Source organism: Pseudomonas sp. NFX71, assembly GCF_048079215.1.
Taxonomy (GTDB): domain Bacteria; phylum Pseudomonadota; class Gammaproteobacteria; order Pseudomonadales; family Pseudomonadaceae; genus Aquipseudomonas; species Aquipseudomonas fluorescens_B.
On sequence record NZ_CP182230.1, the window covers coordinates 4,575,059 to 4,587,087 of the forward strand.

A 12,029-nucleotide genomic window follows, 5' to 3' on the forward strand; every position below is an offset into this window, starting at 1 on the left:
AAACACAATCCTCCAAGCACCCGATAACCCTGTGGGAGGGGGCAGGCCCGCTCCCACAGGGAATGGGGGATGCCCGTTATTTACTGGGCCGAAAAGAAATACCGCGTCAGGTGAAAGAAGATCGGCGCCGCGAAGCAGATCGAGTCCATCCGGTCGAGCATGCCGCCGTGGCCCTTGATCATGGTGCCCCAATCCTTGGCGCTGAGGCTGCGCTTGATCGCCGACATCACCAGCCCGCCGAGGAAACCCATCACCACGATGACGAATGACATCATCAGCGACTGCCAGAAGCTGAACGGCGTCATCCAGAACATGCAGCCGCCAATCAGCGTGGCAGACAAACCGCCACCTACCAGGCCTTCCACGGTTTTCGACGGACTCACCAGCGGCGCAACCTTGTGCTTGCCGAAGAGCTTCCCGAACACGTACTGCAACACGTCACTCAACTGAACGACGAACACCAGATAGAACAGCAGCAACGCGTTCTGGCCCTGGAAACCTTCCAGGTCGAGCAACAACAGCGCAGGCGCGTGGCTGATGCAATAGATGCAAATCATCACGCCCCACTGGATCTTCGCGGTTCTTTCCAGAAAGCCTTCGGTGTCCTGGCTCAGCACCGCAATCGCCGGCAGCAGCAGGAAGGCGTACACCGGAATCAGCAGCGTGAACATCGAATACCAATGGGTTCCGATCAGCACGTATTGCAGCGGAATCAGGATGAAAAATGCCGAGAACAGTGCGTTGTGATCGCCCCGGGTGGTGGGTGTCAGGGTAATGAATTCCCGCAGCGCAAACAGCGAAATGAAGCCAAACAGGATGACCGTTGCGTTACCGCCCAACTGGTAGGAAACGAAGAAGATGATCACCATCCCCCACCAGGCATTCACGCGCTGGTTGAGGTTTTCGATGGTCGAGATCGAGCTTTCCGTTTTGGCCCGTCGGGCCAGCAGTCGGCCGATGAGCGAAGCCACGGCCAGCAGACAGGCGATCGCAAAAAAGAACCACAAGAACTTTGCTTCAAGACTCATTTCGACAGCCTCACAATGGCGTCACGCGCCCGCTCCAGGAACACCTGTTTTTCCTCGCCGGCAACCCTCTCCAGTGGATTGCCGATGCGGATCGTGCAGATAATCGGCAGCGGCACGTGTTTGCCTTTGGGCATGGAGCGATGCAGGTTTTCCAGGTAGATGGGCACCAGGTCGACATCGGGGAAGGCCTCGCTCAATCGATACAGGCCCGATTTGAACTCACCGGGCAATGCCTGGCTGGACCGGGTGCCTTCCGGAAAGATGATGATCGAATGGCCGGCGCGCACCACATCGAAAATCGGCTCCAGCACGTTCACACCGGGCGCCGGGTTACGTTCGATCAGGACCGCATTCAAGCCTTTCTGCGAGATGTACGACAGAAACCGGTTCTTTCCCCAGTAATCGGCGGCGGCCACCGGCTTCACATTCACCCGGGCTTCGGGGGGCAGGGCGGCGATGATGGCGAGGGTGTCCATGTGGCTGGTGTGATTGGCGAAATAGATGCGTTGGCGCGAAAGATCCGGCGGGCTTTCCCACCTCGCCGTGACGCCGATGAGAAAACGAAGCACCGAAATCAACGCATTACTGATCCACATGGGCGGCACCTTTGAGCTGCTTGGAAATGTCCAGCGTTCGCGTGACGCAGGTAGCAACGGAGCCGATGGCGATGATGGCCAGCGCAATCAACAGCACGTAATGACTGCCATAAACGCTCGCTTCGACAGCGTTCAGCAAAAGCCCCGCCGTCATCACCGCCATCCGGTGTTGCTTGGCCATCGGGCCGATGAAACTCTGCTTGAGACCGATCGAACCGCCAAACACCCTGACATACGCCGTCAGCGCCGCGGCCAGCGCGGCAAACCAGCCAAGGTCCGGATAGCCGATGGCATATCCCAGCCCGACAATCAGCAGGCTGTCGGCAATCCGGTCGGGGAATTCGTTGTAGAGGCTGCCGATGTCGGATTTCTTGCCGCCTTCAATCGCGACCATTCCGTCGAAGAGGTTGCACAGCAGGCGCAGCTGAATGCCGATTGCGCAGAGGATTGAGCCGGCAATGCCGTTATCGATGTTGAGCGCCACGATGCCAACGAGCGCGAAGGCGATGCTGGCCACGGAGATCTGATTGGGGGAGAGGTCTCTTTTCACCAACGTGTCGGTGATGCGTTTGGCCCATCCCGCAGAACGCGTCTTGATGGGTCTTCTGTTTTCATCCATTAGCCAATGTCCATATCAATGATGAGGTACTGCCGAGTACAGCACAGCGGCGATTCACCGACTGCGCCCGACAATATAAAGGCTTTCCTTCGCCCTTGTGTCTGTTTACTGACTGACAGGTCGAGTCGGCAACTTCAACTCTGCACACAAACCGCCGCCCTCGCGGTTGCTCAAGGTCAGGGAGCCGCCGATGGCCAGTGCCAGTTGCTGGGCAATTGCCAGGCCCAGGCCGGTCCCGCCGGTGCTGCGGTTACGCGAGTTTTCCACGCGGTAGAACGGCTCCATCACGTGGGCCAGTTCTTCTTCGGCAATCCCGGGGCCGCGATCCATCACCTTCAACGACAAACTGCCGCCGGGTTTCGACTCCACCCGCAACTCAGCCGCGCCAGCGAATTTGAGCGCGTTGTCCGTGAGGTTCACCAGCACACGTCGCAATGCATGCGGCCGGATATCAATGACCGCTTCACTTTTTCCACTGAGCTGTACGTCTTTGCCCACGTCCTGATAGTCGAACACCAGGCTGTCGAGGAACGAATCCAGATCGGTGCGGCGGTTCTCTTCGGTGGCGCCATGGACGCTGCGGGCATAGGCCACACCTTCACGCACCAGGTGCTCCATTTCGCCGAGATCGTTCCACAGTTTGTCTTTTTCGCTGCAGTCGTCCATGAGTTCGGCGCGCAGTTTCATGCGCGTGATCGGCGTTTGCAGGTCGTGGGAAATCGCTGCCAGCAGTTGCATGCGTTCTTTCAGATAGGCCGCGATGCGCGCCTGCATGGCGTTGAAGGCCATGGCGGCATGGGCGACTTCGGTCGGGCCTTTTTCATCCAGGTGCACGGCGTGGGTGTTGGGGTCCAGCGTTTCTACCGCCTGCGCGAGGCGGGTGAGGGGGCGGATGGCGATTCGCACGGCCAGCCAGGTGCAGAGGATCATCAGCAACAGTTGGCCCAGCAGAACGATGGGCAACCAGGGCGACAGCGGCACCATCGTCGGGATCACGTCGATGGTCACCGGGCTGCCATCGGCCAGTTTCAGATGGACCTGGAAGTGTTTTACCGGGCCGGGAATGTCGGTCATGGTCATTGGGTAGTCCTTGCCGATGGCGTCCTTGATCGACGTCATTGCAATCGGCGTGTCGCTCATGGCCGTACCCGGCGAGCCTTCATTCAGCAAGTAGCGGTAGTTACGGCGATTCAGCTGTTTCAACCAACTCATGCGTTCTTCGGCCGGCAAGCGGTCGAGGATGGCAATGGAGGTGGAAACGTCGGTTTCCAGATTGCCGAGCATGGTGTTCTTCGAGCTTTCGTAACGCTCGTAATACTGCGCGCCGAATGACAGCGCCTGCGCCAGAATCAGACCGATCAGAAAGATCAGCGACAGCCGCGAGGCGAGGGTGCGAGGCCAGCGCAGAGAGTATTTCATGATGGCGCACCGAGGACTTCGACCGGCAGGGAAAACACATAGCCCTCACTGCGCACGGTCTTGATGTAGGCCGGTTCCCGTGCATCGTCGAGCAAGCGCTGACGCAAGCGGCTGACCAGCAAGTCGATGGAGCGGTCGAACAGGTCAGCGTCGCGGCCCTGGGTCAGGTTCAGCAACTGGTCACGATTGAGCACGCGCTGAGGATGGTCGAGGAATACCCGCAGCAACCGATACTCCGCGCCGCTGAGGGCGACCATGGTGCCGTCGTCATCGAGCAAGTGGCGGGCGGAGGTGTCGAGGCGCCAGCGACCGAAGGCCAGCAGGCGCCCGCTTTCGGTGACCACCAGGTTCGGCGGCAGCATCCGCGTACGGCGCAACACCGCATTGATCCGCGCCAGCAATTCACGGGCGGCGAACGGCTTGACCAGATAGTCGTCGGCGCCCATTTCGAGGCCGATGATGCGGTCGGTTTCATCGTTGCGGGCGGTGAGCATCAATACCGGGGTGGCCTTGTGCTTGCCGGCGCGGATCTCGCGGCACAGCATCAGGCCATCGTCGCCCGGCATCATGATGTCGAGCACGATCAGGTCCACCGGCGTGGACTCCAGGAACGCGCGCATCTGCCGGCCGTCAGCGACAACGGTGGTGCGCAGGCCGTTCTTCTTCAGGTAGTTGCCTACCAGCTCTCGAATCTCGCGGTCATCGTCCACGATGAGAATGTGATCGACGTGTTCCATGGGACCAAGCCTCTGAAAATGGGGGATGACGCACAGTCTATCGAGCCTTTGCCCATTCGCCCGCCACCTTTTGTATTGCAGTGTATCTGGTGTATCGGCGGATACACGCAGACGCAAAAACGCTGGATTTCAGGGGGTTTGTATCGCTGTGTATCCGCAGGCCCCTTTGATACGTACCGATTTACAGGCGCCGGTTTTCGACACAGACGAGATACCTCGCAGGCTTCTAATAGGTTCCATCGAGGCAAACCCAACCGCCTCGGCTCAATTGAACGACCTACTTATTGAAGCCTTGAGGAAACCACCATGAATACCAAAGCCATCTACGCCGCTTGCCTGTTTGCCGCCCTGAACATCTGCACCCTGTCGGCCCGTGCCGAAGCAGACGTCACCGCCAAGACCTACTCCTACGGCACGCACCTGGACATCAAGAAAGTGGTGTCGCTGAAACAGGATGCCTCGAATTCCTGCGGGATTGTGGACGCCCAGCTGACTTACCTGGATTCCCAGAACAAGACCCAGGTCTTGGACTACCGCAAATTTGCTGACTGCGACTCGGACAACTGAGTCCTTCGTTGACCGATTGCCAATCCCCTTCGATACAGGAAAACCATCATGAAAAACGTAACCCGCTACTTGACCGCCGCCGCCTTTGCCCTTGCCGGCGCCGCCGCCCACGCCAACACAGCCGTTGAACAAAGCACCTGCGGCAGCAGCACCTGCTTCCAGCTGACCCCGGTGAACGAGCAGGGCGCCAACGCCTTCCTGGCACAGGATGGCTCCAGTCGTACACCGCAAGGGCAGTTGTTGGCCGAGAACGGCAGCAGCCGCACGCCACAAGGTCAGTTGCTGGATGAGCAGACGGCCTGAGGCCGGACAGTGTTTCAGTCGTCACCCCTGATCCCATGTGCGAGCGGGCAAGCCCGCTCCCACAGGTCATGGGTGGTACGTCGCCCTTCCTCATTTCAAGGTGATCCCCATGTTTCTCATCGCTTTCCTGGGCGGCATATTGACCGTCCTCAGCCCCTGCATCCTCCCGGTCGTACCGTTTCTGTTCGCCGGCGTTGACCGCACTCGCTCGTCGATCCTGCTCACCCTCGGCGGCATGGTCCTGACTTTCGCCCTGATCTCCAGCCTGGCCGTGGTCAGCAGCGAATGGGTGGTACAAGCCAACAACACCGGTCGTCATGTGGCTCTGGTCGTGATGGGTCTGTTCGCCCTGTCGCTGATATCTGCACGGGTCGGTGACTGGCTGGCTCGCCCGTTGGTCCTGCTGGGCAACCGCCTCGACCCGGAAACCCGGAAAATGTCCGGGCCTTTGGGGTCGGTGATGATCGGTGTCGCGACAGGTCTGCTCTGGGCACCGTGCGCCGGGCCGATCCTCGGGGTGATCCTCACTGGTGCGATGCTGCAAGGCGCCAATGCGCAAACCAGTCTGTTGCTGGTGGCGTACGGCCTGGGCAGCGCGTTGTCCCTGGGCACCCTGATTTTCGCCGGTCGCGGCCTGGTCAATCGCTTGAAAGCATCGATTCCGGTCACCGGTTGGTTGCGTAAGGGGGCCGGGGTTGCGGTGCTGGCCGCCGCGGTGGTGATTTCCACCGGCGCCGACAAGACTCTGCTCGCTGGCACCTCGTCCGAAGGCGTCAGTACCCTGGAGAAAGGTGTGTTGGAAAGCGTACCGAAAGTGGTGGATTACCTGGTCAGCAAGGTCAAGGCCGACACGACCATGGATAACGCCCAAGGCGCCATGCCGTCGCTGTCCGGCGCCGTCGAATGGATCAACTCGCCAGCCCTGACCAATGACTCGCTCAAAGGCAAGGTGGTGCTGGTGGACTTCTGGACCTACGACTGCATCAACTGCCAGCACACCCTGCCTTACGTGAAAGACTGGGCGAAGAAATACGAGAAGGATGGCCTGGTGGTGATCGGCGTCCATACCCCGGAGTACGGCTTCGAACGCATCATCGGCAACGTCAAGGATCAAGTGAAGAAGCTCGGTATCACCTACCCGGTGGCCATCGACAACAACTACGCGATCTGGCGCAACTTCGACAACCAGTACTGGCCCGCTCACTACCTGATCGATGCCAAGGGTCAGGTGCGTTTCACCCACTTCGGTGAAGGTCGCTACGAGACTCAGGAGAAGATGATCCAACAGTTGCTGGAAGAGGCCAAGGCAGACGCCAAGGCCGCCACCGCACCCGCGGCGTAAGCCTGAACATCAATGGCTCAAAGGTCTCGCACCATGAGCCATTGTTCTTTGTCCCACGCCCGAAAAGATTCCAGCGCCGTCCAGCCACGCTTGGCGTAGTAGTCGCGTTTATCCTGGGTGTGCAGATAAATCCTCGTTACACCGCTGGCCCTCGCTTCCTCGCAGATCCCCTCGATCAATCGCTCCGCCAGACCCTTCCCGCGCGCTTCAGGCGTGATGAAGACGCAGGCCAGCCACGGCCCCAGATCCGGGCGATGGGCCAGATCCGCTCTGGCCAACGCTGCGCCACCCTTCAATTGATTCCCCTCCAGCGCAATCAGGCATTTCCAGTGGCCGTTCAGTTGGCCTTCGGCAAACTCCTGTTGCCAGTCGGTCAGGGGTTGGTCGGCGTATTCGTAGTGGAATTGCCGATGAATCCAGGCCGCGAAGGTGTCGCTGTGCTGCGGATGGGCGGCGAGCCAGTCCAGTTGGGGTGTCATGGTTGAATCCTTTCAAAAGTCGGTGGCCCATAAGAGCCGATTCACGACGTCCCGGCAATCCCGAGGTGGCTCCGCGAAGCCGTCTGACCTCGTCGCCATGCCGCGGGCGGCGCGCCGAACTCACGACGAAATGCTCGGCTGAAGGCCGTGTCGGTCTGGTAGCCGACCTCTTCGGCGATGCGCAACAATGAGCTGTTACTGCTGCGTAACAGGTTCGCCGCCAGCAGCATCCGCCATTGCGTCAGGTACTGCATCGGCGAAATGCCCACCAATTGTTGAAAGCGTTCGGCCAACACCGATCTTGACGTGCCGGCGGTGCGCGCCAGTTCATCCAGTGTCCAGGCATGACAGGGTTTTTTGTGCAACGCGTTGAGGGCGGCGCCAACGATCCGGTCACCCACGCCCGCCAGCCATCCCGTTCGTCCTTCGCCCTGTTCGTGCATGTACAGGCGCAGCACCTCGATGAACAGCACCTCGGCGAGTTTGGCCAGAACCCCTTCGCCGCCGGGCCTCGGCGAGCGTGCTTCAGTCAGTGCGTAACGAACCGACGATTCCAGCCACATGCCGGCATTCGAATCCCGCACATTGACCCGCACCACGGCCGGCAACCCGGTCAGCAACATGCCCGCCAACCGCGTGTCGCACGCCAGATAGCCGCACACCAGCCGCGTGACTGTGCCGCCACCGCCGTAGCTCAACTGCCGCGGACGCCGTGACAGCACCACGTCCAGCCGCGCCCCTGTTGCCGGTTTGAGGCCGGGTGCCGAGCTCATGCGGTGCGCGTCTCCCTGAGGGAACACCACCACATCACCGGCCGTTAAGAGAAGGGGCGGATCATCGCCGAGTTCGACAAAACACTCGCCTTCGGTGATCAAGTGAAAGATCACCACGCGTTCGGCGCCGGGCTCCAGGAACGGCGCTGCCGTATCGGCGCTCGGCGACTGGTAGCACCAGGGCGCGGTGAACCTGGCGTTGATGAAAATTGCGCCGACCAGGCGGACGACGCGCAGGGTCTGGGACAGGGCGTCCATGGTGGTTTTCCCCTGTGGGCGGGCAGCTTTTGATTGTGAGCCTGTCGCGGCGCAACGCAAAACCTCCGGACGATCGGACAGTGTTGGCCGACGATCGGGCAGGACGCCCCCGGCCAGCAGCGCGATAGTGGTCACACAGGGTCTGCCGACCCTGTCATCAATAACAAGAATGAGAGGTTGCCATGCCGAAGTTCGTCATTGAACGCGAGATTCCGGGTGCTGGAACACTGTCAGAAAGGGATTTGAAAGCGGCTTCGCAAAAGTCCTGCAGGGCGTTGCGCGATTTGCCGGAGGTGCAGTGGCAGCAGAGCTATGTCACCGGCGACAAGCTCTACTGTGTGTACATCTCGCCCAGCGAAGAGTTGATCAGGGAACACGCCAGGCAGAGCGGTTTCCCGGCCAACAGCATTTCCCGGGTCACATCCATCATCGATCCCACCACGGCAGAATGAGCCGGGGATGTTCCACCCTGTATCGGAGCGGATTTAATGAGTACACCCATTGATCTCACTGCCCTGAAAAACCGCCAGATGGCCTCCTGGGCCAGCGGCGACTATGCCGTGATCGGCACCACCTTGCAGATTGTCGGCGAGCAGTTGGCCGAAGCCTGCGACCTGCTTTGCGATGAACGCGTGCTTGACGTCGCCGCCGGTAACGGCAATGCGACGCTGGCAGCCGCGCGCCGTGGCGCTCACGTCACCTCAACCGACTATGTCGCTGCCCTGCTTGAGCGTGGCGAAGACCGGGCCCGGGCCGAACGCCTGGAGGTCACTTTTCAAGTGGCCGACGCCGAGGCATTGCCTTTCGAGGATGGCAGTTTCGATGCCGTGCTTTCGACTTTCGGTGTGATGTTTACACCGGACCAGGCAAAGGCTGCTGCGGAACTGGCACGGGTCTGTCGCCCCGGTGGCCGGATCGGCCTGGCCAACTGGACGCCCGAAGGCTTTGTCGGCCAGATGTTCAAAACCCTCGGCCGCCATCTGCCGCCACCGCCAGGGGCTCAACCGCCCTCGAACTGGGGCACCGAGGCCTGGTTGCATGCGCACTTCGATGAGCGGGATTTCCTGCTCCAGGTGACCCGGCGGTTCTTCAACTTTCGTTACCGCTCGGCGGCGCATTTCATCGACACGTTCCGCACCTGGTACGGCCCGGTCCACAAGGCGTTCGCGGCGCTGCCACCGGAAGGTGCCACAGCCCTTGAAGGGGATCTGACCGAGCTGATAAACCACATGAACCGGGCGGGAGACAAGTCGCTGGTGGTGCCGAGTGAATACCTTGAGGTGGTGATCACAAGGCGTTGACCGGTCCACGCAAAACCCCTTGTGGGAGCGGGCGTGCTCGCGAAGGCGGAGTGTCAGGCAACATCATTGTCGACTGAAAGACCGCCTTCGCGAGCACGCCCGCTCCCACAGGGATGTGGGGTGTCTGGTCGATTGATTACTCATCCAGCCGCTCGGTGTACACCACCCAGACACTGCACGGCATTTTGTACAGCAGGTGCTCCACCGTGCTGCCTATCAGCCGCCCGAGGCCACGATGGCCGATCCGGCCCATGACCAGCACGTCGACGTCGAAGGCATCGGCATAGCGGGTCAACACCTTGGCCGGGTTGCCCATGATCATGTGCCGTTGCTCCGGCGCGATGCCGTTACGTTCGACCAGCTCGTGGAAGGCTTCCTCCTGATAGTCGAATACGGTTCTGGCCTTGGCCGAAGAGAAAAACGCAGAGCCATTGTCGAAGCCGAATTCGTCGGCGCTGATGGATGACAGGTCGTAGGCGTAGACCACGTCCAGTTCGGCATCGCAGACGCTCGCCAGTTTCAACGCTTCGTGAAGGATCCGGTCGTTGAAGCTTTTGTACTGATCATCCCGATGAAAAGGATCGACCGCCGCAACAATCCTGCGGGGCAGGGCATGCACGGCATGGCTGACGAAATGCAGCGGCACCGGGCACTCACGCAGCAGATGCACATCAAGAGGCGTGAACATCAGCCTTGAGAGCATCGAATGCGGCTCCAGCGCCTTGATCAGCACGTCCATCGGTTGTTCTTTGAGGTGAATCAGTATTTCTTCCAGCGGACGTTCGACCCACGTCACTTCGGTGGTGACCTTCACGCCGATCTTGCGCAACGGCCGGGCCTGTTCCTCAAGCCATTGCCGGTGTCGATCGACATAGCCCAGGCGCATTTGCTCCAGCGCTTTTTCGTTGACCAGGCTGGCGGTCGCCAGGCCTTCCAGATAATCGAACGCCACAATGTGCAGCGCCGCGTCTTCGGCCTTGGCCAGCGCCGCGGCCCGGTCGAAGGCGGGGCTGTGTTCCATCAGGGGCGAGGCGACCAGCATGAAACGTGATTGCTCAGACATGACAAACCTCCCGTGGGTGAACGAGCAGGTGATGGTCCCGTTGCAACAGCCTGGACATTGCCGCCCGGTGCGCGGTCATTCGACAGGCATTCAATCCTTCAAGTATTGACCATGTTCGACGTCCTGTCCGTCAGGTGGGCACAGGGGGCATTTGGCGTTCGCGCGGCCTATACCACTTTGGCGCCGCGTGCCTTTAGCAGTTCGCGCAATACGGAGCGATGGCAGTGCGCTTCAACCTCGCAATAGCACCCGATGGCCATCGAGGTTTGATGGGAGAGGGCCGCCAACAAATCGAGCAGCTGGCTGGCGGCAGGATGATTCATTTCAGCCTTGAACTTGCGCCGAAAAGCCTCCCAGGCTTTTTCGTCTTCTGCGGCTTTTGCTTCTGCAACCAGTTCCGCACTGGGCGACAACAGCGGCTGCCACACATCATAAAAATCACGGCTGGCAAACTCGGCTTTCGGCACACCCCGAGGCGGGCGGCGCACCGTGCCTAAACGCAGGCCTTCATCGGGCAAGCGAGGTGAACCGAGTCGCACGATATGAATGGGCATGGCGACTTACCGGAGCCGCGACCCGTCAAACCACTCCAGCGCCGTACGCCAGATGCAGATCCCCAGAAAGTAGGCCGACATCAGCAGCCAAAGCCCCATGACCATCGGGTTGATCACCGGGTGGTTGATGACCAGCGACAAGCTGCACAGCAACCAGATGGCGGTCACGGCAATGTTGATCGGCATGAACTTGCGCACGCGGAACGGGTGCAGGAATTTCATCCGGGTCACGGTCAGCAGTGCCAGGCCGATGACGGTGAGCAGGGTGATCCACGGCGACGGTGCGATGATGTACAGGCATAGCGCAACCACGTTCCAGGCCGCGGGGAAGCCCTGGAAGTAGTTGTCCTTGCTTTTCATATTGACGTTGCAGAAGCAAAACAGCGACGAGACCAGAATCAGCGACACGGTCAGCAGCAACGTGTAGTCCGGCAATGGAATGTAGCGATAGATGAACAGCGCCGGAATGAACACATACGTGAGGTAATCGATCACCAGATCGAGGATCGAACCGTCGAAACTCGGCAGTACCGACTGGACATTGACCTTGCGCGCCAACGCACCGTCCAGCCCGTCGACGATCAGGGCGACGCCCAGCCACAGCAGGCAGTTGGTGGGCTGGTTTTCCAGCAGGGCGAGGGTTGCGAGGAAGGCAGTGACCACGCCAGTGGCGGTAAAACCATGGGCGCCCCATGCTTTGAGCCTGGCGATGTGTAGAGTCGAAATCACGGGGGCGTTCTCCAGAAAGTGAAGCAAGCCAGTCATCACCCTCGTCGATCGAGGGCGGCGGCAAACCGGGTCGGGTTGCAGGTATCGACCGGAAATCCAGGAATAAGGTTCACCGTCTGTGAATCTTAGCTGCGCCGCCAAAAAATACTTCGGATTAATCCTGAGGCTGTTCGTTTGAGAAAATGCTTGAGTGGGACTGACATTCTTGACGATGGGGAATGTCCCCGGCGGACTGTGCTGGTACATATCCGTTTCTGCGGT

General features: G+C 60.2%; 15 protein-coding genes. 5 read left to right on the plus strand and 10 right to left on the minus strand.

The features are described from left to right. Positions 1-80: 80 nt before the first annotated feature. The 5 genes from ACM1ZW_RS21450 to ACM1ZW_RS21470 form a co-directional block, all read right to left on the minus strand. Positions 81-1,028, minus strand: a complete 948-nt coding sequence (locus ACM1ZW_RS21450) for a phosphatidate cytidylyltransferase (protein ID WP_017338024.1) — start codon at positions 1,026-1,028, stop codon at positions 81-83. After that, positions 1,025-1,624 (minus strand): lysophospholipid acyltransferase family protein, encoded by a 600-nt coding sequence (locus ACM1ZW_RS21455; RefSeq protein ID WP_017338025.1) that lies wholly within the window; start codon positions 1,622-1,624, stop codon positions 1,025-1,027. The genes ACM1ZW_RS21450 and ACM1ZW_RS21455 overlap by 4 nt, the downstream gene beginning before the upstream one ends. Next, positions 1,611-2,243, minus strand: a complete 633-nt coding sequence (locus ACM1ZW_RS21460) for a CDP-alcohol phosphatidyltransferase family protein (RefSeq protein WP_017338026.1) — start codon at positions 2,241-2,243, stop codon at positions 1,611-1,613. The genes ACM1ZW_RS21455 and ACM1ZW_RS21460 overlap by 14 nt, the downstream gene beginning before the upstream one ends. 105 nt (positions 2,244-2,348) lie before the next feature. After that, a complete protein-coding gene (locus tag ACM1ZW_RS21465) occupies positions 2,349-3,662 on the minus strand; it encodes an ATP-binding protein (protein ID WP_017338027.1) in 1,314 nt (437 codons plus the stop codon). Further along, a complete protein-coding gene (locus ACM1ZW_RS21470) occupies positions 3,659-4,399 on the minus strand; it encodes a response regulator (RefSeq protein WP_017338028.1) in 741 nt (246 codons plus the stop codon). The genes ACM1ZW_RS21465 and ACM1ZW_RS21470 overlap by 4 nt, the downstream gene beginning before the upstream one ends. A gap of 306 nt (positions 4,400-4,705) precedes the next feature. Here ACM1ZW_RS21470 and ACM1ZW_RS21475 point away from each other — a divergent pair, with 306 nt between their 5' ends. The 3 genes from ACM1ZW_RS21475 (at position 4,706) to ACM1ZW_RS21485 (ending at position 6,611) form a co-directional block, all read left to right on the plus strand. Beyond that, a complete protein-coding gene (locus ACM1ZW_RS21475) occupies positions 4,706-4,966 on the plus strand; it encodes a DUF2790 domain-containing protein (RefSeq protein ID WP_017338029.1) in 261 nt (86 codons plus the stop codon). A gap of 48 nt (positions 4,967-5,014) precedes the next feature. After that, positions 5,015-5,269: a hypothetical protein gene (locus ACM1ZW_RS21480; protein ID WP_017338030.1), complete on the plus strand. Its 255-nt coding sequence runs from the start codon at positions 5,015-5,017 to the stop codon at positions 5,267-5,269. A gap of 109 nt (positions 5,270-5,378) precedes the next feature. Beyond that, on the plus strand, positions 5,379-6,611 hold the full coding sequence (locus ACM1ZW_RS21485) for a cytochrome c biogenesis protein DipZ (RefSeq protein ID WP_416739299.1): 1,233 nt from the start codon (positions 5,379-5,381) through the stop codon (positions 6,609-6,611). Between the two features lie 17 nt (positions 6,612-6,628). On the opposite strand, the gene ACM1ZW_RS21490 is transcribed toward ACM1ZW_RS21485, so the two are convergent. Together ACM1ZW_RS21490 and ACM1ZW_RS21495 are read right to left on the minus strand one after the other, a co-directional pair. Further along, positions 6,629-7,090 (minus strand): GNAT family N-acetyltransferase, encoded by a 462-nt coding sequence (locus ACM1ZW_RS21490; protein ID WP_414884493.1) that lies wholly within the window; start codon positions 7,088-7,090, stop codon positions 6,629-6,631. A gap of 41 nt (positions 7,091-7,131) precedes the next feature. Continuing rightward, entirely contained in the window at positions 7,132-8,121 is a 990-nt protein-coding gene (locus tag ACM1ZW_RS21495; RefSeq protein WP_017338033.1) for an AraC family transcriptional regulator, read from the minus strand. 182 nt (positions 8,122-8,303) lie between these two features. Here ACM1ZW_RS21495 and ACM1ZW_RS21500 point away from each other — a divergent pair, with 182 nt between their 5' ends. Both ACM1ZW_RS21500 and ACM1ZW_RS21505 read left to right on the plus strand, forming a co-directional pair. Further along, positions 8,304-8,573, plus strand: a complete 270-nt coding sequence (locus ACM1ZW_RS21500; protein WP_017338034.1) for a DUF4242 domain-containing protein — start codon at positions 8,304-8,306, stop codon at positions 8,571-8,573. A 36-nt stretch (positions 8,574-8,609) separates the two neighbouring features. Further along, entirely contained in the window at positions 8,610-9,422 is an 813-nt protein-coding gene (locus ACM1ZW_RS21505; RefSeq protein ID WP_017338035.1) for a class I SAM-dependent methyltransferase, read from the plus strand. A gap of 136 nt (positions 9,423-9,558) precedes the next feature. On the opposite strand, the gene ACM1ZW_RS21510 is transcribed toward ACM1ZW_RS21505, so the two are convergent. The 3 genes from ACM1ZW_RS21510 to pcsA form a co-directional block, all read right to left on the minus strand. Further along, positions 9,559-10,485, minus strand: a complete 927-nt coding sequence (locus tag ACM1ZW_RS21510; RefSeq protein ID WP_414878908.1) for a universal stress protein — start codon at positions 10,483-10,485, stop codon at positions 9,559-9,561. Positions 10,486-10,652: 167 nt separating this feature from the next. Then, the gene (locus ACM1ZW_RS21515; protein ID WP_017338037.1) at positions 10,653-11,039 is read right to left on the minus strand and encodes a DUF488 domain-containing protein; all 387 of its coding nucleotides are present in this window, start codon (positions 11,037-11,039) and stop codon (positions 10,653-10,655) included. Positions 11,040-11,045: 6 nt separating this feature from the next. Next, positions 11,046-11,768, minus strand: coding sequence for a phosphatidylcholine synthase (gene pcsA / locus ACM1ZW_RS21520; RefSeq protein ID WP_031318729.1), 723 nt, complete (start codon positions 11,766-11,768; stop codon positions 11,046-11,048). Positions 11,769-12,029 lie beyond the last annotated feature (261 nt).

Bases quoted from the DNA above. Each gene is read 5' to 3' on its own strand.
- ACM1ZW_RS21450 (WP_017338024.1), bottom strand. From the start codon at position 1,028: ATGAGTCTTGAAGCAAAGTTCTTGTGGTTCTTTTTTGCGATCGCCTGT.
- ACM1ZW_RS21455 (WP_017338025.1), bottom strand. From the start codon at position 1,624: ATGTGGATCAGTAATGCGTTGATTTCGGTGCTTCGTTTTCTCATCGGC.
- ACM1ZW_RS21460 (WP_017338026.1), bottom strand. From the start codon at position 2,243: ATGGATGAAAACAGAAGACCCATCAAGACGCGTTCTGCGGGATGGGCC.
- ACM1ZW_RS21465 (WP_017338027.1), bottom strand. From the start codon at position 3,662: ATGAAATACTCTCTGCGCTGGCCTCGCACCCTCGCCTCGCGGCTGTCG.
- ACM1ZW_RS21470 (WP_017338028.1), bottom strand. From the start codon at position 4,399: ATGGAACACGTCGATCACATTCTCATCGTGGACGATGACCGCGAGATT.
- ACM1ZW_RS21475 (WP_017338029.1), top strand. From the start codon at position 4,706: ATGAATACCAAAGCCATCTACGCCGCTTGCCTGTTTGCCGCCCTGAAC.
- ACM1ZW_RS21480 (WP_017338030.1), top strand. From the start codon at position 5,015: ATGAAAAACGTAACCCGCTACTTGACCGCCGCCGCCTTTGCCCTTGCC.
- ACM1ZW_RS21485 (WP_416739299.1), top strand. From the start codon at position 5,379: ATGTTTCTCATCGCTTTCCTGGGCGGCATATTGACCGTCCTCAGCCCC.
- ACM1ZW_RS21490 (WP_414884493.1), bottom strand. From the start codon at position 7,090: ATGACACCCCAACTGGACTGGCTCGCCGCCCATCCGCAGCACAGCGAC.
- ACM1ZW_RS21495 (WP_017338033.1), bottom strand. From the start codon at position 8,121: ATGGACGCCCTGTCCCAGACCCTGCGCGTCGTCCGCCTGGTCGGCGCA.
- ACM1ZW_RS21500 (WP_017338034.1), top strand. From the start codon at position 8,304: ATGCCGAAGTTCGTCATTGAACGCGAGATTCCGGGTGCTGGAACACTG.
- ACM1ZW_RS21505 (WP_017338035.1), top strand. From the start codon at position 8,610: ATGAGTACACCCATTGATCTCACTGCCCTGAAAAACCGCCAGATGGCC.
- ACM1ZW_RS21510 (WP_414878908.1), bottom strand. From the start codon at position 10,485: ATGTCTGAGCAATCACGTTTCATGCTGGTCGCCTCGCCCCTGATGGAA.
- ACM1ZW_RS21515 (WP_017338037.1), bottom strand. From the start codon at position 11,039: ATGCCCATTCATATCGTGCGACTCGGTTCACCTCGCTTGCCCGATGAA.